The organism is Nocardia sp. NPDC006630, from assembly GCF_040611495.1.
Classification (GTDB): domain Bacteria; phylum Actinomycetota; class Actinomycetes; order Mycobacteriales; family Mycobacteriaceae; genus Nocardia.
This window is the reverse complement of sequence record NZ_JBEXOK010000003.1, coordinates 281,180-306,470: the sequence shown is the minus strand read 5'-3', so window position 1 is coordinate 306,470 and position 25,291 is coordinate 281,180. Positions and strand designations below refer to the sequence as shown.

The window sequence follows — 25,291 nt, the reverse complement described above, 5'->3', positions numbered from 1 at the left end:
ACAGGACAATGCCTTCGCGGCTCAGGGCTGCCGGTAGACCAGTAGCGCCACATCATCATCGGGATTGCCCTCGTCGAGCAGGGAAGCGCACAGATATTCGACGGCGGCATCGGGAGTGAGCCGCACGGCCCTGGCGAGTGCGGCCGCCGCGCGCTCGATGCCGGTGTCGATGATCTCCTGCCGCCGTTCGACGAGCCCGTCCGTATAGAGCAGCAGCAGCGAGCCCGCCGCGATACCGGTCGTCGCCTCGGGCCGTTCGCGTCCGATGCGCACGGCCAGCGGCAGCGATTGCGCATCCCGCAGCTGACGGACGGTGCCGTCCGGTGCGGCCAGCAATGCGGGCACATGCCCCGCGCTGCTGTATCGAATCTGCTGGGAGGTCGGATCGATGACCGCGCAGAATACGGTGGCGCAGTAGGCCCCCGATTGGCGCTGGGCGAAGCGGTCCAGTGCCGCGAGCACTCCGCCCGGCCCGGTGTTCTCCAGCAGCAGCGCCCGCGCGGCACTGCGCAGTTGCCCCATGGCGGTGGCCGCGGGCAGTCCGTGGCCGACCACATCACCCACGACGACGCCGTAGCGCTGCCCAGGCAGCTCCACGACGTCGTACCAGTCGCCGCCGACCTCCAGGGTCGAACTGGCGGGTTCGTAGCGCACTGCGAAGCCCGCGGGCAGGTCCGCGGGTCCCAGAATCGCCCGCTGCAGGGCGAGGGCGACCTGACGCTGTTCGTCACCGGCCCGGGCCCGCCCGAGCGCGCGCTGCAGATGTGCCGTGAGCTGCACCATCAGTGCGCGATCGGCGACGGTGAACGGGCGGGGATGCCCGAATTCGAACCACAGCAGCGCCTGATCGGTGCCGTCGTAGAGCGGAGCGCCGACCGCGGTCACCGTGGTGGCGTCGGCGCCCGGGGGAGTGACCGTGCAGAGATTTCCGGCGCGGGCCAGTTCGGCGGCCTGCCGTGGTGGCAGTTCATCGCCCGCCGGGGGAGTCGCACCCGTCCCGCCGATCACCCGCGGCGCATCGGGATCCTCGAGCTGATCGAAGTGGACCAGCGTGACGCGTTCGGCCAGCCAGAACCCCCGCAGTTCGGCCAGACCGACCTTCACCACGGTGGCACTGTCGCCGAGCCCGGTGATCCGCCCGGCCAAGCGCGCGACGGCGGCATCACGTTCGGCGGTCAGGTACTGCGTGGTGACATCACGCAGCGTGCCGACCAGCAGCCGGGTACCGCTGCGGTGGTCCTGCAGCGAATCCAGCGAGACATCGACCCAGAGCCGGTGCCCGTCCCGATGCCGCAGCGGCAGGACGAAACGCCCGCGTCCTTCGGCTTCGATGACCGCGTGCGCGGCTTCGATCAGCGCGAACCCTTCAGGGTCGTGCTCGGCGTCCGGCCACCAGGGGTGCGGTCTGCGCCACGGCAATCGCGTGGCGTCGTAACCGAGCAGCTGGGTGAAGCCGTCATTGATCTCGAGGACCGTGAAATCGGTGTCGACGACCAGGAAGCCGTCCTGCATCGCATTGACAAGCGCTGTACGCCAAGCCGATTCGTGATTTCGCAAACGCGCCAAATGCAGATTCGAACGCACCCGGGCCAGCAGATCGGTCGAGGAGAACGGTTTGGTCAGATAGTCGTCGGCGCCGGCCGCCAATCCCTCGGCGGCGGCTTCCTCACCGGCGCGCGCGGACAGGAACACCACCGGGGTTCCCGCTGTGGCCGGATCGGCGCGCAGGGCACGCAGCAGCGCGAATCCATCGAGGCCGGGCATCATGACGTCCGCGAGCACAAGATCGGGGCGAAGACTCCGCGCCTGGCGCAGCGCCTCATTGCCGTCGGCCGCCAGTGTGACCGTGTAGGCCGGTTCGAGCAGCCCCGCCAGATATCTCCGGAGATCGGCATTGTCCTCGGCGATGAGCACCGTATCGCCGTCGGAAGGGTTGCGCGCCAAGGGATTGTCCGCGTTCCCGGTGGCGGGTCCGTGCCACTGCATGGCCTCGGTGACGTAATCGTCGACAATGCTGTTGGTGGGCGTCCACCGGGCGGGGGTTTCGGTGAAGCGCGCGGGGATGCGAACGGTGAAGGTACTGCCCTTGCCGATCTCGCTCACCACGTCGGCGTAGCCGTCGTGCAGCTGGGCCAATTCCTGAACCAGGGCCAGTCCGATGCCGGAGCCCTCGTGCGAGCGTCCCTGGGTGCCGCGCACCTGCCGGAATCGCTCGAAAATATGCGGGAGGTCGGCCGGCGGTATGCCCACGCCGGTGTCGCGCACCTCCAGCTCCACGACATTGTCCACAATCCGCAGACCGACGTGGATCTCACCCGCCAAGGTGAATTTCACCGCATTGGACAGCAGATTCAGCACGATCCGCTCCCACAGCGCCGGATCGATCAGCACGGCGCGATGATTGACCGGGCAGTCGAGAACGAACCCCAGTCCCGCCCGCTCCAGCGCCGGTGCGAAGGATTCCGCGATCCCGCGCGTGAGCGCGTCCACCTCCACCGCGACCGGTTCGCAGATGAGACGCCCGTCCTCGATCCGGCTGAAATCCAGCAGGGTGTCGACCATGCGCCGCAGGCGGCCCGCATTGCGCCGGATGATCTCCACCCGGTCGCGCTGCGGGGCCGGTAGCGGAAACCGTCCGTCGGTGAGCGCGTCCTGGGCGGGCCCGGTGATCAGGGCCAGCGGTGTCCGCAGTTCGTGGCTGACACCGGTGAAGAACTGGGTTTTCGCGCGATCCAGCTCCGCGAGCTCCGCGGTGCGGCGCACCTGCGCGGCCTGCGCCTCGGCATCGGCGATCGCGGTCGCCAGGTGACCGGCCGCGAGGTTCAGGAAGCCACGGTAGGCCTCGTCGAACAGCAGATCCGGGCTGACGCCGAACACCACCACGCCCCGGGGCCGCTCGAGCGCCGTGGCCGCGAGCGGCAGTGCCACCATGGTGTAGGAGACAGTGCCCTGTGCCGCAACGGCATCCGGTGTCTGCCGAATGCTCGTGTGCGGGATGCCGGTGGTGGCGGTCTGCCAGATCCAGCCGGTGTCCGTGCGCGCGGAGATCGTATCCGGCAGCGGTGTGGTGATCGAGGAGTCCGCGCCGAAGGCAGCGACGATATCGGCGCGTTCACCGTCGTCGCCGAGCAGGTAGATGGCGCCGAACGGCACGTCCTCGCGGTGCGCGTCGAGCACCGTCGCCGCCGCGAGGCAGGCCTCGCTCACATCGGCGATCTGCGCCGAACGGGCTTCGCCCAGCTCGCGCAAGGTTTGCAGCCGCCGCGTGCCGAGCACCTGCGCGGTGGTCTCGGTGACCACGGTCAGCACTCCGCCCACCCCGCCGCCCGCGAGGCGAATCGGGCTGTAGGCGAAGGTGAAATAGACCGATTCGTCGAAGCCGTGGCGATGCAGCGTCATCGGCAGGTCCTGGTGATATGTGGGTTCACCGTGGTCCATGACCTTGCCGATCATCTCGCCGACCACCGGCCACGCATCGGACCAGACCTCGGCGCAGGGTTGTCCGAGCGCGGGATGTTTGGCGCCGAGGATCGGGACGAAGGCGTCGTTGTAGATCATGGACAGCTCCGGACCCCACATGATCAGCATGGGGAACGGGCAGTTCATGCAGGCGCCGGCCATGGTGCGCAATTCCTGGCGCCAGTCCCCGGCCGGTCCCAGTGCGGTCGCCGACCAGTCGGTATCCATCAGCAATCGATTGAGCGGACTCTCGCCGTCGATCGCGAGCACTTCAGCGGGAAAGGCCGGACGCTCGCCGGAGGCGGAGTCGCCCACAAGACCAACCACCGCGATGTCCTCTCTCCTCGTTCATGACGGTCCGTTTCGTCCGGTCTGGTCGATACCGGGCCAACGCTATCAGTGCGGATCAGCGCTGATCGGGCGTCGGCGCCGGCCTGCGCTCTCCGTCGATCGCGGCCAGTGCGGCGGCAGCGATTTCGTTTGGCGGAGGGCCGATTTCGATCGTGATGATTCCTTCGCCGGGAGTGGGAACCTCGAGGGTGCCGAGCTGCGAGTCCAGCAGGCCGGGCGGCATGAAGTGGTCCGTGCGGGTGGTGAGACGGCGTTCGAGCCGGTCCCGGGAGCCGGACAGGTACAGGAACGTGAGGTCGGCTTCGGGGTGATCGATCATGCTGTGGCGCAGCATGTCCCGATACGAGTGTTTCAGCGCGGAGCAGGTGACGATGCCCGATCGTCCCGCGGCTGTTTCGCCCGACATCCACTGCGAGATGGCCGCCAGCCAGGGCCGCCGATCGTCGTCGGTAAGCGGTTGGCCCGCCGCCATTTTCGCGATATTGGCCGCCGGATGCAGGTCGTCGCCCTCCAGGAAGTCCCAGCCCAGAGCGGTCGCGAGCGTCTGGCCGAGGGTGGACTTGCCCGATCCGGAGACGCCCATCACGACCACGATCCGCGGCCGCACCCTGTCACCGATTGCCATGAACCCTCCTATTCCCGATGTCATGACAACAGTGGCGCATCTCTCCGGGAGCGTTTCATTCGGCCCTATCCGGCAATTGCAGGTAAGACCGGCCGGATAGAGCAGGCCGGTCAGCCTAGGAAGGGACATCGATATGAGTGCGACCGACAAGGCCAAGAACAAGATCGATGATGTTGCGGGCCAGGCCAAGGAGAAGTTCGGCCAGGCGACCGGCGACAAGGAAACTCAGCACGAAGGCAAGGCCGATCAGATCAAGTCGAACCTCAAGGATGCGGGCGAGAAGGTAAAGGACGCCTTCCGCGACTGATCACCGCGATAGATCGCGGTCTCGCGACTGCTGAAGACCTACGAATTGCAGTGGTCCCGCCCGGATTATCCGGGCGGGACCACTGGCATCAAATTCGTAAAATATCGGAAACTTCGAAAATTTGCTGCGGCCGCCGGTGTTGCCGGCGACGGTGCCTGTGTCAGGCCTGCGACGGGGTCGTAGCGGCTCCGTCGGGATACATCACCTGCTCCCACCAAAGTTCCAAGGGGCTCGGCTCGGGCCAGCTGACGTCGGCGCGAGTGCCGGTGTCAGCGACCTGTCCTCTTCCCTGGATCCCACGTGTGGTCTGCATCTCTCTACTCACTCTGGCCATCTCCTGCATTGTGCGCATGATGTTCGCGCCGGACAGTCGGGCAAGACGGGACTTCCCCTTTCTATCACTTCGAAACAGTTCCGGAGATTCCGAAGCTGTTGCGGTACGCCGTTTCGGCGTGTTCTCGCCGGGTATAGCGGCTGGTGGGAGCGCCGCACCCAGAGGTGGGTAATCCGAAGAACGGAGACGGGAAAATGAGAAGCTACGCCAACGATGACTTGCGATTCCGAGGTCGAAGTCGCTCTGCAATTTCAAGTGCAGTCACACTCTTGCTGTTCGTATGGCTGATCATCGGTGCTGTCGCCGCGGGACAGCGGCACTACTACGACAATGCGCCGTCGAACTGCGCGAGCACCGGCACCATCGCAGTGACCATCATCGCCGGCCCGCTGAACTATCTGGGCGTGAACCCGAAGGTCGACAGCTGCCATGTCGATGTGCCGCAGCCGAGCCAGTGAGGCATCGGTGAGAGGGCATAGCGCCCAACGTAGCTCGCTGAGCTAGACGATTGCGGGGAAGGGGGAGTACTCACCCCTTCCCCCTTTCAGCATATAGCGCAGAGGGGGGCTTGCGGCAAGACCCCGGTACTGCCGCAGAATCGCTGGCCGAAGCCAGAAGCTGCGATTACCGGGGAGCGATATGCGCGTGACGGACACCGACGTGATCATTGTGGGGGCGGGCCCCGCGGGCCTGATGCTGGCCGGTGAGTTGTGCCTGGCGGGCGTGCGGCCGGTGGTGCTGGAGCGGCATCCGCAGCCCCGGGACACCCCGAAGGCCAGTGGCATCGGCGGCCAGATCCTGGACCTGCTGCGCTACCGCGGCATCCTGGACCGGTTCGAAGCGGCCGGTAGCGATCCGCACCCGCCGCCCCGATTCCCATTCGGCGGTGTGCATGTGGACCTGCGGGGTCTGGTGGATTCGCCGATGCGGGCGGTGGCGATCGCCCAGGTGGATACCGAACGAGTGCTCGCCGAACGCGCCGGCGAACTGGGCGCCGAGATCCGCCGCGGGCACGAGGTGGCCGGGGTGAGCCAGGACGAGACCGCGGTGACCGTGGACGTGCGCGGTCCGGACGGGCGGTACCGGGTGACCGCTCGATACCTGGTGGGCTGTGACGGCGGCCGCAGCCGGATTCGCGATCTGGCGGGAATTCCGTTCCCCGGCACCACATATCCGGACGTCAACAGGGTCGGTCACGTCGCGGTGCCCGATGCGGTGACCGTCTTCGGCAACGGTGATATCGAGGCGCCCGGCCTGGGTCGGATCCGTGCCGGTTTCACCCGGACGGATCGCGGTGTGTTCGCGTACGCGGTCGGCCCGGACGGCATGTTCCTCTCGACCACCGAGGACGAGTCCGCCGAATATGACGACGATCAGCCGATGAGCCTGACCGAACTCAGCGACAGCGTGCACCGTGTGCTCGGTGCGGAGCTGCCGCTGGGTGCGCCGATTCGGTTGTCGCGCTTCACCTTCAAGGATCGGCAGGCGCAACGGTATCGCGACGGGCGGATACTGCTGGCCGGTGACGCGGCGCATCTGCTGCCCGCCACCGGCGTCGCACTCAACCTCGGCATGCTCGATTCGGTGAACCTGGCCTGGAAGCTGGCCGCCGACCTCGAGGGCTGGGCTCCGGGCGGGCTGCTGGACACCTATCACGACGAACGTCACTTCGCCGGCGGACGTGCCCTGCTGCAGACTCGGGCGCAGGTGGCGCTGCGGCGCGGCGATGACCCTGCCGCCGAAGCACTTCGGCAGGTCTTCCAGGAACTGCTCGTCGACGAACCGGCAGTGCGCCGGGTGGGCGCTCTGATCGCCGGTACCGATATCCGTTACCCACTGTCAGGTTCCGAGGGTCATGCCCTGGCCGGAGCTTTCGCCCCGGACCTTGTGCTGCAGACCGGGGACGGCGAAACCACTGTCGCGGAACTCATGCGGCCCGCCCGCCCGGTCTTCCTCGACCTTGCCGACCGGCCGGACCTGCGTGAGATCGCCCGGGATTGGCAGCACCGCGTCGACACGGTCTCTGCCACCACCGAGCACCGACCGGCCGATGCGCTGCTGATTCGCCCGGACGCCCACATCGCCTGGGCCGCAGCGAGTGACGAACCTGCCGATACCGCCGCGCCCGCACTGCGTGATGCGCTGTCCCGCTGGTTCGGAGCGCCGGTGCGGGCGGCGGTGCCGAACATCCCCTGATCAGGGTGTCGCGCACCGTATTTGCCCGCAGGCGCTCGCTGGTAGGTGACGGGGTCAGGCAGTGTGGCACCCGCCCTGCTGCGGTATGCCGGCCAGCCGATCGCTCAGATATGCGAAGACGGTGGGCAATTCGGCGATCGCGGCCGGTGCGTGCTGCGGCACATCGGTCCGGTGATACGTCACGGTCGCACCGGCCGCGCAGTATTTGTCGATCAGGGCGTCGACCGGCGCGATCGGCAGCGCATCATCGAGGGTGCTGTGCCAGGCGTACATGGGGACCGCCGGGATGCTCTGCCCGGGATTCTGCTCGGTGGCGGCGGCCGCGATGACCGGATTGCGCGCGAGATCGGCGGTCTCCGATACGTCGGTGATCTGCCGGAAAGCGTTGTCGGTCACGACCTGCTGGACGCATTGCTGTCCGGCCGCGGCGATCGCCGCGCGGGTCGATTCGTCGACCTGTGCGGGGATATTCGACTCCGGGCTCAGGCGGTCCAGCGCCGCGAGGGCGAACACGGGCAGTCCGACATTCTTGGTGCCGTTGTCCATGGCGATCCCGGCGGCCACGTCGGCGGGTATGCCCCCCGCGGCGAAGCCCGTGAAGTTGAGTTCGGGCGCGTAGCGCGGCTGTAGCTCCATCATGGAGACGGTCGCGAACGCACCGCCGGAGTAGCCGAAGGCGGCGAGAGGCGCGCCCGGTCCGAGCTGCGCCGGCGCGAAGGCCACGGCGGCGCGAATGCCGTCCAGCGCGCTGTGCGCCTCCTGTCCGCGGTCGATGAATCGTTCCTGCGGGCCCTCGTAATCCGAGATCACCACGGCCCAATTGTGTTGCAGCAGCAGGGCGGCGATGGGCGCTTCCTGATCCTGGGCATTATTGGTCCCCGCCTGCAGCCCGGCCCGCAGGACATAGGAGGACGCACACTGGATTCCGAGGCCGTCCTCGGCGATCTGATAGCTCACCAGCGGCCGGGGCCCGGCGCCGGTCCACGGGGCGTCCGGCACCAGCACGGTGGCGACACCCGTGGTGGGACGGCCTTCGGCATCGGTCGACTTGTACTGGACCTGCCACACCTTGATGGGCAGGGCGACGCCGAAGAGCGCCGATTCCCGGGACCGCAGAATCGCTCCGTTCGCATAGCCGCCCAGATCGGCGGGCGGCGTGTAGAACGGGTCCACGTCCGGTGTGGAGACCGATTCCGCCCCAGCGGGTTCCGCATGGACGGCGCCCCCGAGGGAGAGGGCCGCGACGACGACTGTCGCGGTGCACAGCCCCCGGAGGGCTGAACGATACGGCCCCCGGAGGGCTGAAAGATGCTGTGGCCGATAGATCTTGCGCATGATCAAACTCGTTCCCAGGAAGTGACGGCGTTGTCGTGGACGAGAGCGACGATGTCGCTCCAGAGTGCTTGCGGGAGTTCGTGTCCCATGCCCGGGAAGAGCGTGAGGGTGGAGCCCGCGATGGCCCGGTGCAGCGCCGTGGCGGCTGCCGGGCTGATCAGTCGATCGCCGTCACCGTGCATGATCGTTGCCGGAACAGTGATCTGCCGCAGCCGCGCCGTGTTGTCGGGCGAGGCGGTGATGGCATTCCTCTGCCGGGCGGCGCCGTCCGGGTCGTAGTCGCGGTCGTACATGAGTCCGCCGAGCACGCGGAGCCAGTCCAGATCGGCGGGATAGCCGGGTGATGCGCAGGGCGCCTCATTGCGGACGTACAGTTCGGCGGCCTCGGCGCGATTGCGGGCACGGGGCAGCGCCATGCGCTCCTCGACCAGATCGACGCCGGCGAAGTACTCGTAGTTGTTCGGCGTGGTATAGATCAGCGCGAGCGACCGGACCCGCTCGGGATGGTGAATCACCAACTCCTGAGCGATGATTCCGCCCATCGACTGCGCCATGATGTGCGCCGAAGCGATGCCCAGCGCACTGAGCAGACCCGCGGTATCGGCCGCCATATCGCCCAGCAGATAACCGCCCGCCGGGAATTTCTGGGACAGCCCGACATCGCGATTGTCGAACCGAATGACGTGGAATCCCGCACGCGCGAGCGCCTCGCACAGTTCGGCGCGCCAGCCGAGCAGGTGCGCGCCCAGCCCCTGAATGAGCAGGAGCGGTGGGGCTTCCGGATGCCCGAAAGTGTCATAACAGAGGCGAACTCCCTCGGGAGTGCTGACATACGGCATGTGGCTACCTTTCGACGGTGGAAGGTCAGCGGACCGAACGGATCCGCATGATGACGAGCCCGGCGACGAGCGCACAGGCCGCGCCGAAGCAGAAGAGGGCGATATAGCTGCCGAACAGGGTGAGCAGCGCACCGGCGATGACCGAGGACAGCACCTGGGGGAGTCCGGTCGCGACCGCGAGCAGGCCGAAGTCCCGGCCTTCGTTGTGCTTGTCCGGCAGCACAAGTGACATGACGGCGAGATCGACGGCGAAGTAGGTGCCGATGAACGCCCCGGACAGGAAGGCGTAGACCACCATCCCTGTCCAGGTCGGACTCAGGATCGGTACCAGCATCGATACCGCCAGTCCGGCCGCGCTGATCCCCACGAACAGTTTGCGCCGGTCGAGCCGATCGGCGAGCCAGCCGGTGAACATGGCCACGACCGACCAGGTCGCCACAGAGATCGTGGACAGCGTCGCGACCGCGACGGCCACATCACCGCCGGGAATATTGCCCGCGCCGATGTAGTCCTGCATCGAGTAGAACAGGTAGCCGCTGACGGTGAAGTAGGCCAGCGACAGACTCGCCCGGCTCAGGAAGGCGAGACGGAAATCGGTACTGCGGAATGCCGCGAAGAACGCGCGCACAACCTCTGATTGCCGCCGCGCGCGCCGGGCCGGTGCGATCGCGCCTTCCGACGACGCCTCCCGGGCGCCGAATACCAGTGCGGCACTGGCGATGACGAAGATGACGGCCAGGATCGCATAACCCCAGAGCTGGCTGACCCGGCTGGCCACATTCACCCCGAGCAGAATGCCGACCGGTGTGCCCAGCCCGATCACCGACGAGGCGAGGCCGCGTCGTGCCACCGGCACCCGGTCAGGCAGGATCGCCGCGAAGGCGCCCTGATAGAAGTTCGCCGTAAACCACAGGGCCACAACGGTAATCGTCAGCACGACGAGGTCGGTGGCGCTGCCGATGGCAATCAGCAGCACCGCCGACAGCACGGCCGTCACCGCGATCCAAGGTGACCGCCGGCCGAACGGTGACCGGGTACGGTCCGACACCGCTCCGCCGATCGGCAGCGCCACCATCGAGGCGATGGCGGCCAGTGCGGTGATCAAGGCCAGATTGCCCACCTTGGCGGCGGGGTCGAGGGCCTCGACCTGTGCGGGCAGCAGAATCTGCTGCACACCGTTGAAGGCGGCGTACATGGCTGTCGCCGCCGGGAACATGAAGGTCAGGAGCTGGCCGAGTCCTGCGGGGCGAGCGAGTTCGGTCGGAACCTCGGCGTCGAGCATGGTTGTCCCTTGATTCGTGAAGTGATGCGGGGCACATCCCGCGAAAGGTGATCCCCGTTACTAATTCGTATTAGTGGAAGGTAGACGCACAACCCGGCAAGCGCAATAGCCCCTGTCGGGCAACCTCTCGGCGTCTCGGTAGGGGCTGGGAAGGTGGCTGGCTCCGCTATCTGCGGAAGCGCACCAAAGCTATTGTCTGGCTAGTGAAATCGGCGTGGCGTAAATACGGCCGACCAGATCCCTGACCGGCGGCGAATTCTGGCATAAATCCCAGTACCGGGATGTGCACAGGGTGGGCTCCCCGGCGTGCCATGATCTTCCGATGTCTAGATTCGTCACCTTTTCGGCGATTGCTGCCGTAATGCTGTTCGGCGCCGCGTGCTCGCACGACACCGACAAAACCACCACCACGACCACCGCGGTGGCTCCGACCACTGTGCAGTCGACACCGCCGACCTCGACGACAGTGATTGCCCCGCAACCGCAAAGCCCGGTGGTTCAGCCCCAGCCGCCGCGCCCGCCCGCAACCACCGTCCCGGTCGCCCCGCACCCGGCGCCGACCACCGCACCGTGCGAGGGCACGATCTGCACCAACCCCAACCACGGCGCCGGCCCGGATCCCCAGGAGAACGGCGGCAATGTCATGCCCAACCCCAATGGTGACGGCTCGGTCGTCCCGTGCGAGGGCACGATCTGCACCAACCCGAATCACGGTGCCGGCACCGATCCGCAGGACAACGGCGGCAGCGTCATGCCCAACCCGAACGGCGACGGCTCCACGGTTCCGTGCGAAGGCACGATCTGCACGAACCCGAACAACGGCGCGGGTAACTGATTCACCGCCGTGAACCCGCACTGCGCGTCCGAGAACCGGGCTCGCAGTGCGGCTTTCAGAATCAGGCGACAACCTCGGCATTCGAGGCGAGCCACGCCGTGCGCAGCGCCCGGCGGCCGCTGGACCGTCTCGCTACCGGAGCTCGGCCCGAGTAGCCTCGCTGACAAGGTGATTGGAGTCGATCGGAATGCGGTTGGTGATCTTGGGGCCCAATGGTTCCGGCAAAGGCACGCAGGCGAAGATGCTGAAGCGGGAACTCGGGGTGCCGCACATCTCGACCGGCGAATTGTTCCGCGCCGCCATGCGGGACGGGACCCCGGTCGGTCTGCAGGCCGCGGCCATGGTGGCGGCCGGTGAGCTGGTGCCCGATGACCTGGTCCTGCGGATACTCGGCGAACGTCTGGCCGAATCCGATGCGGCCGGCGGCTATATCCTCGACGGCTATCCGCGTACCGGCGCGCAGGCGGCGGCGCTGGACGAACTGCTGGCCGGCGCCGACCGTGCCGTCGACTCCGTCATCGAGCTCGCCGTGCCCGATGCGGTGATCATCGAGCGCTGCGAAATCCGTTTCGCCGCCCAGCACCGCAGTGATGACGACCCCGCCGTGGTCCGCGAGCGATTGGCCCTGTACCGCAGCCACATTCCCGCGATCACCGGCCACTACGCCGACCGCGGCATCATGACCACGATCGACGGCATCGGAGACGCCACGGCGGTCCTGCACCGCATCCTCGCGGCGCTGCCCCGCTGATCCGGGTTTCGCTGCACCGCACGGCTGATCACCGTGCGCGCCGGTGATATCGCCCAGAATGCCGGGTCGCACGGCTGTGACATGTCCGGTGGAAATCGAGATCGGGGTGGGGACTCGGAGTGGGTCCTACTGTCGGGTAATGAGGCACAGCGTCGAAGTCATGGCAGCCGAGTACGTAGCGGATGCGCTGACTCACCGCGTCCTGGTCTGCTTCGAACGGCCGGACCGGCCACTGGTGCTGGAGTACGCCGCAACCCGTTCGGAGGCTTGGGAATTCGCGACTGCCGCGGCACAGGTCGGTTTGACGGTCCGGGTGGATCGCCGGGTTCGAAAAGAATTGCGGCAGTTGCCGTGTCGTCGCCTCTGGCACTGATGTGTCAGGCGGTCGGAGGCTCGGCCAGGGCCCCGATGAGGAGTCGTTTGAGGACCTTGCCCGTTTCGCCGCGGGGGAGGGCGGGCAGGAAGACGATATCGCGGGGGACGCTGAAGCGGCTGAGGCGATGGCGGATATAGGTGCGGACCATATCCGGATCCAGGCCTGAGCCTTCACGTTTGACGATGTAGGCCGCCAGGCGCTGGCCGAATTCGTGATCGGGAACACCGACCACGGCCACCTCGCTGATCTGCGGCAGATGGGCCAGGGCCTCCTCGACCGGGCGCGGGAAGACGTTCTCCCCGCCGGAGATGATCATCTCGTCATCCCGCCCGGCGATGAACAGGCGGCCGGTGATATCGAGATATCCGAGATCGCCGGTGTCGAGCAGTCCGCCGGCCTCCTCGGGCGGCGGGCAGTTCACATAACCGTCGAAGAGCATATGGTTGCCGACGTAGATCCGGCCGATCGCGCCGATCGCGACGGGTTTGCGCTCTCCGTCCAGCACCGCGACCCGGGTGCCGAGCGGCGGCCGCCCGGCCGTGGTCGGGGATACCCGCAGATCCTCCGGTGTGGCGATGGTGGCCCAGGAGACCTCGGTGGACCCGTAGGTGTTGTAGAGGATGTCACCGAAGGCGTCCAGGAAGCGCAGCACGGTCGTACCGGTCAGCGGCGCACCGCAACTCGCGACCACGCGCAGGCTCGAGGTGTCGTAGCGGGCGCGCACCGCGACGGGCAGATCGAGAATGCGCTGCACCATGGTCGGCACCACGATGAGGGAACTCACCCGGTGCTCGGCGATCAGCCGCAGGCAGTCCTCGGCGTCGAATCGTTCGGGCAGGACGACGGTGGCGCGCAGCGCGGTGCTCAATTGCAGCGCCGCCAGCCCCCAGGTGTGGAACAGCGGTGCGGGAATGAGCATGGTCTCGTTCATGCGCAGCGGGATTCGCGACAGCAGCGCGGCGATGGTGGCGAATCCCCGGGCATGCGGTCGCCGGGCGCCCTTCGGGGTGCCGCTGGTTCCGGAGGTGAGAACGATCAGCCGCCCCTTCCGGGCGGGTGCGCGGAACCTGTTGTGGCCCTGTGCTATCAGATCGTCCGTCGTGGTGTGCCCGTGCGCCGGTGAATCGGTCCGGTAGCGGTGGATATCGGCGTGCAGGTAGTCGACGAGCGGTTCGAGATCGCCGTCCACGAACAGTGTCGTGAGCCGGTGCCGCTGCACAATGTCCTCGATCCGCCGTGCCGACAGCCCGGCATTCAGCAGAATGACATCGACGCCGAGTTTGCCTGCGGCGACCATGGTTTCGATCATTCCGGCGTGATTGCGCGCGAGCAGGCCCACCGCGTCACCGGGTCCGAGTCCGAGGGTCGCCATCGCGCCCGCCAGTGCCCGGCTGCGTTCATGCATCTCCCGGAAGTTCCGGGACCCGTGACCATCGATCACGGCGATCCGGTCGGGTGCGTATGCGGCCGCCGCCGCATACCCGCCGGCCAGATTGAATCCCCATCTGGCCAGGCCGCCGATCTGTTTCACCGCGCGCACCGGCCGCAGCGGGCGCACCACACCGGTCGCCGCGATCTGCCCGGCCACCTGGGCGCGCCGCCGTAGCGGACGGTCCTCGCCATTGACCACGACCGAAGTCTGCGCACCGGAGATCAATTCGAGCAGCCGCGCGAATCCGGCCTCGGTCCACTCGATCACCTCGGCGTTCGACAGCGCCGCCACCGCGGGATGAATGCGGCCGACGCCGAAGAAGGAGATAGTGAGGCGGGTCAGTTCCTCCCGCCTGCGCAGCCGCACGCTCACCAGGGCGCCGGTCTCGGTGCACCGCAGTTGCATGCCGCCGTGCCGATCGGGGTGGAAGGTGGCCCTGCGGGTGTGCACCCCGGCGGTTATGGTGCCGATGCGGATCAACCAGGACAGCCCCGCACCGAGGGTGTCCACCTGCTCGCAGGCGCCCACACCCGCGAAGATTCTCGGATACAACTGCGGATCGATCAGCAGACCGCGGATCACTTCCGGTGCGACCGGCAAATCCACTGTCGTATCGAAGATTTCGGTAACCAATGTGCTTGCCGTTCTGACAACTGCCGATATGAAGATCGGGACCGTGGCGGCCGCGTGCTTCGGCACGACGGGATACGACATCGGATCCGAATCTGCACGCTAACAGCGCAATTCGGTGGCCAGGGCGAATCGCGGGCAAGTTTGTGGTGAATACCAGTGCCGATGCGGTTGAGCTGGTCGGTTCTCCAGAGACTTCCGATCGGGCTGCGGCGCGGCAATTTCCGGGCCTAGGTTCGCCCGCATGGTTCGCGTGACCGTATTGCTGCTCACCGCTGTGCTGTTCGGCATGAACGGATCCGCCGCGGCCGAACCGCCGCCCGGGACCGACATTCCGAGATCGGTGCGAGCCATGTCCGCCGGCCGTCCCGCCTCCGACGGTGCGCGGCTCGTCGTCGCGGCACCGGGACCGGGCCGGATCCTCGACCTGAGTGTGTACTCGGCCGCAATGGATCGCCTCATTTCGGTGGAAGTGCTGCCCGCTCCGGATGATTCACGTCCCGCACCCACCCTCTATCTGCTCAACGGTGTGGACGGCGGCACCGATACCGGGCGGTGGAGCGACGGCGGCAATTGGCTGACCAAGACCGATATCGAGGACTTCTTCGCCGACAAACAGGTCACCGTGGTGATCCCGATCGGCGGCGCGGGCAGTTTCTTCGCCGACTGGCGGGCCGACGATCCGGTCCTGGGCAGACAGCGCTGGAGCACCTTCCTCACTCAGGAACTGCCGCCCATCATGGACACCGCCTTCGGCGGCAGCGGCCGGAACGCACTGGCGGGCCCGTCCATGGCGAGCTCGGCGGTATTCCGATTGGCGCTGGCCGCACCGGGACGCTACCGCGCGATCGGCTCCTACAGCGGCTGCGTGCGCACCGGTGATGCGGCGGGCCAGCTCATGGTGGATGCCATTGTGGCGTCCCAGCGCGGAGATCCGCGCAATCTGTGGGGGCCGCCCGCCGATCCGGCCTGGTCCGCCAATGATCCGTATCTGCACGCGGCCGGGCTGCGCGGTACGGCGATCTACGTCTCCTCGGGCACCGGCGCGCCGGGTCCGCTCGATTCGCTGGCCGGTCCCGGTATCGACGGCAGTCCGGTGAAGCTGGCCGATCAGCTCGTCATCGGCGGCATTCTCGACGCCGTCACCGCGGTGTGCACCGGGCAGCTGCGGGATCGCCTCCGGGACTTGGACATTCCCGCGACCTTCGATCTGCGGCCGACCGGCACCCACTCCTGGGGTTACTGGCAGGAGGACTTGCACAATTCCTGGCCGATGTTCGCCGCCGCGCTCGGTCAGTGACCGGCGGCCTCGAGGAATACCGACTTCATCACGGCCACATAGCGATCCACCGATTCGTGCGCCACCGGCGTATCGGGATAGATCACGCTCAGCGATGTCCCCGCGGGCAGCCGGTTGATCCAGATGAGGACCTCCTCGCTGGCCGCGCGATTGGCGTACACGCCGCCGCGCAGCTCGTCGTAGAGCTCGCTACCGGCGAATTCGCGGGCGTCCACATACGAGATCATCGGCGTCACCCAGCCGGGCGGCACCGCGATCCCGGTGTGGTCGGCCGCGAGTTCCAGTACCCGATGGAACGATACGGAGGTCAGCCGCAGACCGCTGTCGTAGGCCCGCTGTGCACGGGTGACCGTGCGGGCGAACGCCGCGTTCGCGGCGACGGGGAACGCGACGGGGACCAGCGTCACGTACCACCCGACCGAGGCCATTTCCGCTACGGATCCGCGCGTGCTGATGGGGGTCATGCCGAAGTAGTAGTCACCGCCGGTGAGTTCACGCTCGGTGAGCGCGGCCACCGCAAAAATGCCTCCGGCGAATTCCGCGCCGCCCGCCTGGCAGGCCTGTTCGAAGCGCCGCGCCTCCTGCTCGTCGAACAGGGCGACGGTGCGGTGCGCGCTGCGGTTGTAGCCGTCCAGCCGTTTCCCGAGATCCAAAGGGAACGAGGGCAATTCGCCGTCATTGCCGCGCACGAGTTCCAGCCACTTCCGCACGCCGGGCGTCGCGGCCGTCAGCCGGTCCGAATGTTCCCGCTCGCGGGCGCAGTAGTCGAGGAACCTGGCCGGCTGTACCGGTAGTTCGATATCCGTACCGGTCTCGCGGGCGTACAGCTGCGCCAGATCGAAGCACGAGATGTATTGCGCGACACCGTCGGTATGCAGATGATCGACCGCCAGATACAGCGTTGTCGACCCGCTGTGCTCGATCGCCCCGAAGCTGAAGCAGTCCCATTGGAACGGGCCGGGAGTCGTCTTCTGAATGTGCTGGCGAATGGCCTCGGCATTGTCGATTTCGCCATTGTCCACCGGAACGAATTCGACGGCCTCCGCCGGAACCAGATGCCGCACCACAGCGCCGGAGGCCGAGATGTCGAACCAGGTCCGAAAGGTGTCGTGCCGCAGCAGGAAAGCATTGATCGCCCGTGTCATGGCCTCCCGGTCGAGGAGTTCGGGCACCTCGGCGGTCACCAGGCACAGTCCGGAGTACCGGAAGTCGGCTGCCGCATTGCGGTCCGCGGCGCGCAGATACTGCTCCTGCTGATGGGACGGCGGCGCGGGATGGACAGGGGCCTGCGCCGCCCGCGCAATCGATTCCGGTGCCGCGACCCAGCTCAGCAGCCGCCCCGGAGCAGGCTCCCACTCGTCGATCAAACCGAAACTCACCACGGTGCCACCCCTTTTCGCTCCGGCAGTGCGAGGGCCAGCGCTCCCAGGCACAGGGCCACCACCGCGATTGCCGCGAATACGGTGACGCTGCCGGCCAATGTGTGTACGCGGAAGAAGACCGCGCTGAGCACCGCGAGTCCCAGCCCGTTGCCGATCTGCTCGATGGTCGGCAGCAGTCCCGAGGCGGCGTCCATCTGCTGCTGATCCAGCCTCGACAGCATGAGCGGTGGCAGCTGGACGCCGAACAATCCGACGCCCAACCCGGACAGGAAGATCGGACCCACCGCCAAGGGGAGGGAAATGACGCCGGAGCACACGTGCAGATAACCGGCCCCGATCGCGACACACACGCCGTACGCGGTGATCCCGGCGGCGAGCGTTCGAACTCCCCACCGCCGCAGCAGTATCGGCGAAACGAGCGCACCCGCACCCGCACCCAGTGCGAACGGCGTCATCATCAGGCCGGTGCGCCACGGTGAGAACCGCAGCTCGTCCTGCAGCGTGATCGATACGGCGAAGACGAAAGCCGTGAACAGGCCGAAGAATACGGTGATCAGCACCGAGCCGATCGCGAAACCGCGATCGGCGAACAGATCGAATCGCAGCAGCGGATTGCCGCCCTGCCGGGCCTTCCCGCGCTGCTGGGCGAAGAACACCGCCGCCCACAGCAGCGCCGCCACGAGCATGACGACCGTGCCCGCGCGCCAGCCGTTCTGCTGGGCGTCGGCGAGCGCGGCGAGCAGCCCGAACAGCGCGACACTCGACAGCACCGCCCCGCCCGGATCGAGTCGGGTCCGCGTCGGCGGGCGGCCGAGTCGCAGATAGCGCAGTGCCAGCACGAATGCGAGTACGCCGAGGGGCAGATTGAGCAGGAACACCGAATGCCAGCCCAGCCCCCAGGGATTGAGGGTCAGCAGCGCCCCGCCCAGAATCGGCCCGAGCATCCCGGCGAATCCGGCGGTCGCGCCGTACAGCGCGAACACCTGCCCGTGCCGGTCGCGCGGGAAGGTGGCCGTCAGGATGGCGATGGTCTGTGCCGCCATGCCCGCGCCCGCAATGCCCTGCACCACCCGCGCGGCGACGAGTTCGCCTGCGCTGCCGGAGATTCCGCACCACACCGAGGCTGCGGTGAATGCCGCCACCGAGACCAGGAATACCACGCGCCGACCGGCCAGTTCACCGATGCGGGCCGCGGTCAGCAGTGTGCAGGCGAAGGCCAGCGAATACGCCGACACCACCAGTAATTGCGCCTGCCGGGACGCGCCCAGGTCCGCGGTCAGGCTCGGCAGCGCGGTGTTCACGATGGTCACGTCGATCATCTGCATGAAGACCGCGATCAGGCAGCCGCCGAAGGCGATCCACGCGCCCGCCGCACCATCCGCCCGTTCCTCCGGCGGGCGCGCGGCGGTCTCGGTCACAGCCGGGCCCCGATCGGCTCGCCGGCGGCGAGAATCAGTTCGGCCACCTTCGGCCCGGCCTGCTGCAGGCTGAACGACCGCCCCATCTGCAATGCCATCAGCTCGATGCCGAGCTGCTTGCCCACCCGGGCCCCGAATTCGACGGCCATGAGCGAATCGAGGCCGAGTTCGGGCACCGGAACGGTCAGATCGATCGACTCCGGCGCCACGCCCATCACCACCGCCAGCTGATCGGCGAGCATGCGCGCCACGGCCTGCCCGCGCTTGCCCTCCTCGAGGGCATGGAGTTCGGACTTCAATTGGGCCAGTGCCGAATTGTCCTGCACCGAGGACGCCACCAGCGCGGCCAGCCGTCCGGTCCGGGCCATCTGCGGGAAGGCGGCGGTGAGCTTGCCCCAATCGGTGGGAATGATCGCCGCCCGGGTCACCCCCAGTCGCAGCGACTGCTCCAGATACGCGGTGCCGTCCGCCATGTCGATCGGTGCGAAGCCGACCAGGTCGAGATATTTCGACACCTTGTCCTCGGCCGCCATGCCGCCGGTCGCCCCGGACATATGACCCCAGCCGATGCACATCGCCGGTATGCCCGCACGGGCCCACCGCTCGGCCAGCGCCTCCACCGCCACATTGGCCGCGCAGTAGTTGTACTGGCCGAAGATGCCGAACATGGAGCCGCCGGAGGAGTACAGCACGAACATGTCCAGTGCGATGCCCGCCTCGGTCACCGCCTGATGCAGGGCGCGTGCCCCGTAAACCTTCGGCCGGTACACCCGGGTCAACTGATCGAGGTCCATCGCCGCAATCCTGTTGTCCGACACCGCACCTGCCGTATGGAAGATGCCCCGCAGCGGATACTCGGCGGTGTGCGCCCGGGCGACGACCGCCGCGACCGCGTCGGTATCGGTGACGTCCGCCAATTCCTCGGCGACCCGCACCCCCAGTGCCCGCCAGGCCGCGATCTGCTGGCGGGCGGCCGCGGTGGCGGCGCCGCTGCGCCCGACCAGGACCAGCCGCTGCGCGCCCTTGCTGACCAGCCAGCGTCCGGTGGCCAGGCCGAATCCGCCGAAGCCGCCGGTAATGAGATACGTTGCCGCGGCGCCGATCTCGACCTCCGGCAGCAGTGGCCGCACCGGCGGGGCGGGCGAATCCATCCGCAGGGCCACGCGCGCCGACCGCGTGGATCGGATGACCTCGTCGAAAGCCTGTGCCACCTCGTGGGTTTCGAACAGCTCGTACGGCAGGGCCTGGTAGACGCCGGTCTCCATCTTGTCGTAGACCCGGCGCAGCAGCTCCGCCAGCTGCAGCGGGCGCACAGCGCACATGCGATCCAGATCGACGGAGAAGTAGCTCAGATTCTTGTCGAAATTGGCCAGTTCCAGCAGTCCGCCGGTGTAGATGTCGGCCTTGCCGATCTCGACTATGCGGCCGAATTCGGCCACGGCCTTGAAGTTCTGCCGCAGCATCTCACCGGGTGCGGTGCTGAGCACCACCTCGGCGCCCGCGCCGCCGGTGAGCGCGAGGACATCGTCGGCGAAGTTCAGTGAGCGCGAGGGGAGGGCATGATCCGCACCGAGGGCGAGGATATGGGCCCGCCGCTCATCGGTGCTCGCCGTGCCGATAATGCGCGCCCCCAGTGCCTTCGCGACCTGGATGGCGGCCGAGCCCACCCCGCCCGCCGCGCCGTGGATCAGCACCGTCTCGCCCTTCAGTAGCCGCGCCAGATCGTGCAGCGCGTACTCGGCGGTGCCGAATGACGTGGTACTGGTGCACAATTCGGGCTGCGCACCGAGCGGCAGCCGGATCGCAAGGCGCTCGTTCACGACCCGGAAGCGGCGCATCATGTCTTTGGCGGCGACAGCCACTTGATCCCCGACAACCAGTCCCGTGACTCCCGGGCCGACTCGCTCGACGGTGCCCACGCCCTCCATGCCCGGCTTGGTGCCGAAAAATGTTGCGGCCAGCTCCCTTTCCCCGAGGATGCCCATCACCTTGAGCGGATCCTTGTAGTTGAGCCCGATCACCCGCATGCGCACCTCGACCTCGCCGGGCCCCGGATCCGGGCGCGGACGGCCGCGCCAGGCCAGTGCCGACAACAGCCGCGACCTCGGCACCTCCAGCCCGAACGCAGCCTCCGGATCATTCAGTGGCGCAGCGGTATCCAGGGCGTCGACGCGCTGCTGCAATGGGCGAGTCACGACGGGAGCCCAGCGTTTTCCGGCGCGCAGGATCACCTCGTCGGAGTCGTCGAGTGTGAACGCGCCCGGAACCGACAGCTCGGTAATCAAATCGATGAGCGGAATGCCGGGCTCGGTATCGATCAGCCGCCAGCGCAGCCGCAGCTGCTCGTTGAGCAGAACCCGGCGCGCCCCGGCGAGCGCGGCATGTGCCGAATTCGGCGGCACCGGGCCGGCGGGCAGTGCGAACGCGCTCTCGGTGACCAGGGTGGCGTAGCACGGGCCTTCCCCGGCGGACAGCGCCTCGCCGGTGTCGTGCGTGGCGGCGAATTCCTCGACGGTGACGGCGATTCGCTTGAGTGTCCAGAGCGCCGCGACATCGTCGGGCACCGCGCCTGCCACCACGGCGACGTGCACCTGCCGCACCCCGGGTTCCGCGGCAGCGGCTGTCAATTGCGCGGTGAGGTCGGCTTCGAGGGTCTCGTCCTCGGGTTCGGCGGGCAGATATCGGGAGTGCAGCAGCACCGAGGCCAGCCGTTCGGCGCGCGGCGGCCGTCCCAGGCCCACCACGATGGTGCAGGTCGTCTCGGCGGTGCGCAGGGCACTCGGATCGATCCGGTCGCGCTGCTCCATGGTGTCGGCGTAGAAGAAGTCGACCATCCGGTGCAGCGGGCCGGCCCCGGGGCTGAGCGCACCGATGCGGACGCCGACCAGTTGCAGGCACAGGTTCCGGTCGGCATCCAGCAGATCCACGTGGGCGCGCAGCGCGGACGACGGGTCGCGGCGGGTGACCACGGTGACCTGTTCCGGCAGTGGGCCGTACAGCCGGACCTCGTCCACGCCGACCGGCACCATGGCCCCCTCGCCGAGACTCGCATCGGCGAACAGCAGCGCCACGGTCTGCATGGCCGCATCGACCACCGCCGGGTGTACGAGATGTCCCGAGCCGGCGGCGATCGCGCCGTCGACGGTGGCCACCACCGCATCGGCGCTGGCCCGCACGGAGGTCACCCGCCGGAACGCCGGGCCGTACTGCAGGCCGCGGGCTGCCAGTGCGGCATAGAACAGCTCTGGATCGAGCTCCACCTCGGAATCGATATGGGGTGGTTCGATTTTCGATGATTCGTAGCTCCCGGTGAGCAGGCGCCCGGTCGCGTTCACGGTCCACACCGAACCGGTCGCAGTGCGGGATCGAATCAGGAATCGGCCGCTGGAATCCTCGATGCTGGTCTCCAGCAGCGGCACATCCGGTCCGGCCATGATCAGCGGTGCGACGAAGCGAACATTGTCCAAGGCGACCCGGGTGCCGCCCAGCCTGCTCGCGGCCGCACTGAGCGCCGCATCCACATATGCTGCGCCGGGCAAGATCCGGGTACCCGCGACCACATGGTCGGCGACCCACGGCAGATTCTCCGATCCGATCTGCAGCAGCCAGCCGGGCCTGCCCTCCAGATCCGGATCGCCGAGCATGACGTGACCGCCGGGGGTGCCCATCCGCATTTGCTCGAAAAGCGGTAGCGCGGAATGTAATCGGGTGCGCTGCCACGGATAGCGGGGGAGTGGAATATGCGGCGTGGGCGGCCGATCCTGGGGGAACAGGACCGTGGTGTCGAGGACACCGGCACCGTAGAGACCGATCAGGGTCTGCCGCAGACTCACCGAATCCGGTTGCTTGCGATCGAGAGTCGCCACGGTGACTCCGGTATCGCCGGCGCCGAGCAGCAGTTCCCGGATATTGCCCGACAGCACCGGATGCGGGCCGACCTCCAGGAACACCTGACTGCCGGCGGCGATGAGGGCGCTGATCGCGGCCGAAAACCGCACCGGCTGGCGCACATTGGCGCACCAGTACTCGGCGTCCCAGCTCGCGCCGGTCACCATTTCGCCGGTCACGGTCGAGTAGAGCGGCAATACCGGACGGCGGACTGTCAGCTGCGCCAGGGCGGTGCGCAGTTCCTCGAGGATCGGGTCCATCAATCGGCTGTGATAGGGCACCTCCACGCGCAGGCGGCGGGCGAAAATGCCGTCGTCGGTGAGTTGTTCGGCAATCTCGTCGAGCCGGTCCACGTCACCGGAGAGGGTGAGCGATCCGGCACTGTTGATTGCCGCGATATCCACGCGCGGATCGTCGTCGGCAAATGCGTGCGCCTGTTCCGCCGTGAGCCCGACCGCGAGCATGCCGCCGGATCCGGCCGTGGTGGCCTGCAATCTGGCACGGTGGTACGCGACCGTCACGGCGTCCTCGAGCGAAAGTAGGCCCGCCACATAGGCCGCCGACACCTCGCCGACACTGTGCCCCGCAATGGCGGCGGGCGCGATGCCGAACTCCGCCAGTGCGGCCACCAGCGCCACCTGGACGAGGAAGTTGGCGGGCTGCGCGACTTCGGTTGCGCCCATTCGCGACTGTGTCTCCGGCCGCATCAGCTCCTCGATGATCGACCAGCCGGACACCGCCCGGAACGCCGTATCGACCTGTCGCGCCGTGGCCGCGAATACGCCTTCGGCGCACAGGAGTTCGCGTGCCATGCCCCACCACTGCGGACCCATCCCGGAGAAGACGAACACCGGCTCGGCGACGCGATGCGCGACGGTGCGCACCGCGTCCCGGCCGTCACCCGCGCCGTAGCGGCGCAGATCCCGCACCAGGTCGTCCCCGACGAGCACCCCGGTGCGGAAGGGATGATGCGCCATCCGCGTCCACGCCGCCTCCGCGAGGTGACCGGGATCGGCGCCGCCGGCCAGCAGATCGGCGAAGCGGCCCGCCAGCTCGCGCACCGCCGCCGGGCTGCGGCCGGAGATCGGCAGCACCCCGAAGTGCCGGGGGGCGATCGGAGTTGTGGACGCCTCGGCCGGGAACTCCTGCATGATCACGTGCGCATTGGTGCCGCCGTAGCCGAATCCGTTGACAGCGACCGTCATTCGCTCGACGTCCGGGCCGACCCGCTCGGGGTCGAGCTGGACGTGCAGATTCAGATACGCGAAGGGGATATCCGGATGGGCGGTCTCGAACCAGCCCTGTGGCGGTATGGTCCGATGCCGCAGCGCGAGCGCGGATTTGATGATGCTCGCGACACCGGAGGCGGCCTCGGTATGGCCGAGTGTGGCCTTGAGCGAACCGACGCCGAGCGTGCTGGTCCGGCCTGGCGCCACACCGTAGACGCTGCCCAGCGCCCGCAGCTCGATCGGGTCGCCGACCGGTGTCCCGGTGCCGTGCGCTTCCACGTAGGTGATGTCCTCCGGCGCCAATCCCGCACGGGCGCAGACGGTTCGGGCCAGCGCCTCCTGCGAGGTGGCATTGGGCACCGTAATGGCGGTGGTGCGCCCGTCCTGGTTGGTGCCGGTCGCCTTGATCACCGCGTAGATGCGATCGTCGTCGCGCACCGCATCGCTCAGCCGCTTGAGCACGACCATGCCGCCGCCCTCGCCGCGCCCGTACCCGTCACCGGCGGCATCGAAGGATTTGCAGCGGCCGTCCGCGGCCAGGAATCCGCCCTTGCACATCATGACGAATGTTTCCGGCTGGAGCATGACGTTCACCCCGCCCGCCAGCGCGACCGTGCAATCACCGCGTTCGAGGGACTGACACGCCAGATCCACGGCGACCAGTGAGGACGAGCACGCCGTATCCACTGTGAGCGCAGGGCCGGTCAGATTGAGTGCGTACGCGATTCGATTCGACAGCATGGTGTAGGACGCGCTCGCGGCCGTATGCATATCGACATGCGGCAGCGCGGGCCCGACCACACCGACCACCGACTGGTCCACCACGAACCCGCCGACGTACACCCCGACCGCCGCGCCCGAGGCGCGCCCGGCCACACCCGCATCGTCGAGCGCCTCCCAGGTGACCTCCAGCAGTAATCGCTGCTGCGGATCGAGTCCGATCGCCTCACGCCGGGAGATGCCGAAGAAATCGGGATCGAACTCCCACGGATCATTGGTCAGGAACGCCCCGCGCTTGGTGTAACTGCGCGCCGGCGTGCGCCGGTCCGGGTCGTACCAGCGGCGGTAATCCCACCGGCTTGCCGGAATATCGACGACCGCGTCCCGCTTGTCGATGACGAATTCCCAGAAACTTTCCGGTGAATCGATTCCGCCGGCATAACGGCAGCCGATACCGACGACGGCGATATCCGACATACGTTTCCTCCAGAATGTGTGACACCGCCGTTCACCCGAGGGGACAGCGGAAGAATCGCCCAGCTGTGCACGGTTTCGCTCATCCGATGCGCCGGTGCAGGGTTGTGGGCCGATAGTACGTGCGC

General features: G+C 67.7%; 16 protein-coding genes. 7 read left to right on the top strand and 9 right to left on the bottom strand.

Annotated elements, in window-relative coordinates; all coding sequences use genetic code 11:
• Positions 1–21 precede the first annotated feature (21 nt).
• Complete coding sequence (locus ABZX86_RS09530) at positions 22–3,786, bottom strand: SpoIIE family protein phosphatase (protein ID WP_355121796.1); 3,765 nt, start codon at positions 3,784–3,786, stop codon at positions 22–24.
• Positions 3,787–3,865: 79 nt separating this feature from the next.
• Positions 3,866–4,435 (bottom strand): gluconokinase, encoded by a 570-nt coding sequence (locus ABZX86_RS09525; RefSeq protein WP_355121794.1) that lies wholly within the window; start codon positions 4,433–4,435, stop codon positions 3,866–3,868.
• Positions 4,436–4,568: 133 nt separating this feature from the next.
• On the opposite strand from ABZX86_RS09525, the gene ABZX86_RS09520 reads away from it, so the two are divergent.
• The 3 genes from ABZX86_RS09520 (at position 4,569) to ABZX86_RS09510 (ending at position 7,272) form a co-directional block, all read left to right on the top strand.
• Positions 4,569–4,742: a CsbD family protein gene (locus ABZX86_RS09520; protein WP_355121792.1), complete on the top strand. Its 174-nt coding sequence runs from the start codon at positions 4,569–4,571 to the stop codon at positions 4,740–4,742.
• Positions 4,743–5,348: 606 nt separating this feature from the next.
• Positions 5,349–5,534, top strand: a complete 186-nt coding sequence (locus ABZX86_RS09515) for a hypothetical protein (RefSeq protein WP_355122592.1) — start codon at positions 5,349–5,351, stop codon at positions 5,532–5,534.
• A 187-nt stretch (positions 5,535–5,721) separates the two neighbouring features.
• Positions 5,722–7,272: an FAD-dependent monooxygenase gene (locus ABZX86_RS09510; protein WP_355121790.1), complete on the top strand. Its 1,551-nt coding sequence runs from the start codon at positions 5,722–5,724 to the stop codon at positions 7,270–7,272.
• A 54-nt stretch (positions 7,273–7,326) separates the two neighbouring features.
• On the opposite strand, the gene ABZX86_RS09505 is transcribed toward ABZX86_RS09510, so the two are convergent.
• Genes ABZX86_RS09505 through ABZX86_RS09495 form a run of 3 tightly spaced genes read right to left on the bottom strand, consistent with a single transcriptional unit; the run spans position 7,327 to position 10,728 of the window.
• Complete coding sequence (locus ABZX86_RS09505) at positions 7,327–8,607, bottom strand: lipase family protein (protein WP_355121788.1); 1,281 nt, start codon at positions 8,605–8,607, stop codon at positions 7,327–7,329.
• Between the two features lie 2 nt (positions 8,608–8,609).
• Positions 8,610–9,446, bottom strand: a complete 837-nt coding sequence (locus tag ABZX86_RS09500; protein ID WP_355121786.1) for an alpha/beta hydrolase — start codon at positions 9,444–9,446, stop codon at positions 8,610–8,612.
• Between the two features lie 25 nt (positions 9,447–9,471).
• The gene (locus tag ABZX86_RS09495; protein WP_355121784.1) at positions 9,472–10,728 is read right to left on the bottom strand and encodes an MFS transporter; all 1,257 of its coding nucleotides are present in this window, start codon (positions 10,726–10,728) and stop codon (positions 9,472–9,474) included.
• Between the two features lie 322 nt (positions 10,729–11,050).
• Here ABZX86_RS09495 and ABZX86_RS09490 point away from each other — a divergent pair, with 322 nt between their 5' ends.
• The 3 genes from ABZX86_RS09490 (at position 11,051) to ABZX86_RS09480 (ending at position 12,687) form a co-directional block, all read left to right on the top strand.
• Positions 11,051–11,563, top strand: a complete 513-nt coding sequence (locus tag ABZX86_RS09490; protein ID WP_355121782.1) for a hypothetical protein — start codon at positions 11,051–11,053, stop codon at positions 11,561–11,563.
• Between the two features lie 187 nt (positions 11,564–11,750).
• The gene (locus ABZX86_RS09485) at positions 11,751–12,314 is read left to right on the top strand and encodes an adenylate kinase (RefSeq protein WP_355121780.1); all 564 of its coding nucleotides are present in this window, start codon (positions 11,751–11,753) and stop codon (positions 12,312–12,314) included.
• 139 nt (positions 12,315–12,453) lie between these two features.
• Positions 12,454–12,687 carry a hypothetical protein gene (locus ABZX86_RS09480; RefSeq protein WP_355121778.1) on the top strand — a complete coding sequence of 78 codons (234 nt, stop codon included), beginning with the start codon at positions 12,454–12,456 and terminating at the stop codon, positions 12,685–12,687.
• Between the two features lie 4 nt (positions 12,688–12,691).
• Here the strand turns inward: ABZX86_RS09480 and ABZX86_RS09475 are convergent, their stop codons facing one another.
• Entirely contained in the window at positions 12,692–14,728 is a 2,037-nt protein-coding gene (locus tag ABZX86_RS09475) for an AMP-binding protein (protein ID WP_355121777.1), read from the bottom strand.
• A gap of 268 nt (positions 14,729–14,996) precedes the next feature.
• On the opposite strand from ABZX86_RS09475, the gene ABZX86_RS09470 reads away from it, so the two are divergent.
• Complete coding sequence (locus tag ABZX86_RS09470; RefSeq protein WP_355121775.1) at positions 14,997–16,052, top strand: alpha/beta hydrolase family protein; 1,056 nt, start codon at positions 14,997–14,999, stop codon at positions 16,050–16,052.
• Here ABZX86_RS09470 and ABZX86_RS09465 read toward each other — a convergent pair.
• From ABZX86_RS09465 to ABZX86_RS09455, 3 genes are read right to left on the bottom strand one after another with little or no spacing between them, the layout of a single operon-like run.
• A complete protein-coding gene (locus ABZX86_RS09465) occupies positions 16,046–17,431 on the bottom strand; it encodes a condensation domain-containing protein (protein WP_355121773.1) in 1,386 nt (461 codons plus the stop codon). The genes ABZX86_RS09470 and ABZX86_RS09465 overlap by 7 nt on opposite strands.
• On the bottom strand, positions 17,428–18,852 hold the full coding sequence (locus ABZX86_RS09460; protein ID WP_355121771.1) for an MFS transporter: 1,425 nt from the start codon (positions 18,850–18,852) through the stop codon (positions 17,428–17,430). Before ABZX86_RS09460 ends, ABZX86_RS09465 begins: the two co-directional genes overlap by 4 nt.
• A complete protein-coding gene (locus tag ABZX86_RS09455; RefSeq protein ID WP_355121769.1) occupies positions 18,849–25,166 on the bottom strand; it encodes an SDR family NAD(P)-dependent oxidoreductase in 6,318 nt (2,105 codons plus the stop codon). The genes ABZX86_RS09460 and ABZX86_RS09455 overlap by 4 nt, the downstream gene beginning before the upstream one ends.
• Positions 25,167–25,291: the final 125 nt, after the last annotated feature.

Coding starts and splice junctions, on each gene's coding strand:
- ABZX86_RS09525 (WP_355121794.1), bottom strand. CDS start 4,435: ATGGCAATCGGTGACAGGGTGCGGCCGCGGATCGTGGTCGTGATGGGC.
- ABZX86_RS09520 (WP_355121792.1), top strand. CDS start 4,569: ATGAGTGCGACCGACAAGGCCAAGAACAAGATCGATGATGTTGCGGGC.
- ABZX86_RS09505 (WP_355121788.1), bottom strand. CDS start 8,607: ATGCGCAAGATCTATCGGCCACAGCATCTTTCAGCCCTCCGGGGGCCG.
- ABZX86_RS09500 (WP_355121786.1), bottom strand. CDS start 9,446: ATGCCGTATGTCAGCACTCCCGAGGGAGTTCGCCTCTGTTATGACACT.
- ABZX86_RS09495 (WP_355121784.1), bottom strand. CDS start 10,728: ATGCTCGACGCCGAGGTTCCGACCGAACTCGCTCGCCCCGCAGGACTC.
- ABZX86_RS09490 (WP_355121782.1), top strand. CDS start 11,051: ATGTCTAGATTCGTCACCTTTTCGGCGATTGCTGCCGTAATGCTGTTC.
- ABZX86_RS09485 (WP_355121780.1), top strand. CDS start 11,751: ATGCGGTTGGTGATCTTGGGGCCCAATGGTTCCGGCAAAGGCACGCAG.
- ABZX86_RS09480 (WP_355121778.1), top strand. CDS start 12,454: ATGAGGCACAGCGTCGAAGTCATGGCAGCCGAGTACGTAGCGGATGCG.
- ABZX86_RS09470 (WP_355121775.1), top strand. CDS start 14,997: ATGGTTCGCGTGACCGTATTGCTGCTCACCGCTGTGCTGTTCGGCATG.
- ABZX86_RS09455 (WP_355121769.1), bottom strand. CDS start 25,166: ATGTCGGATATCGCCGTCGTCGGTATCGGCTGCCGTTATGCCGGCGGA.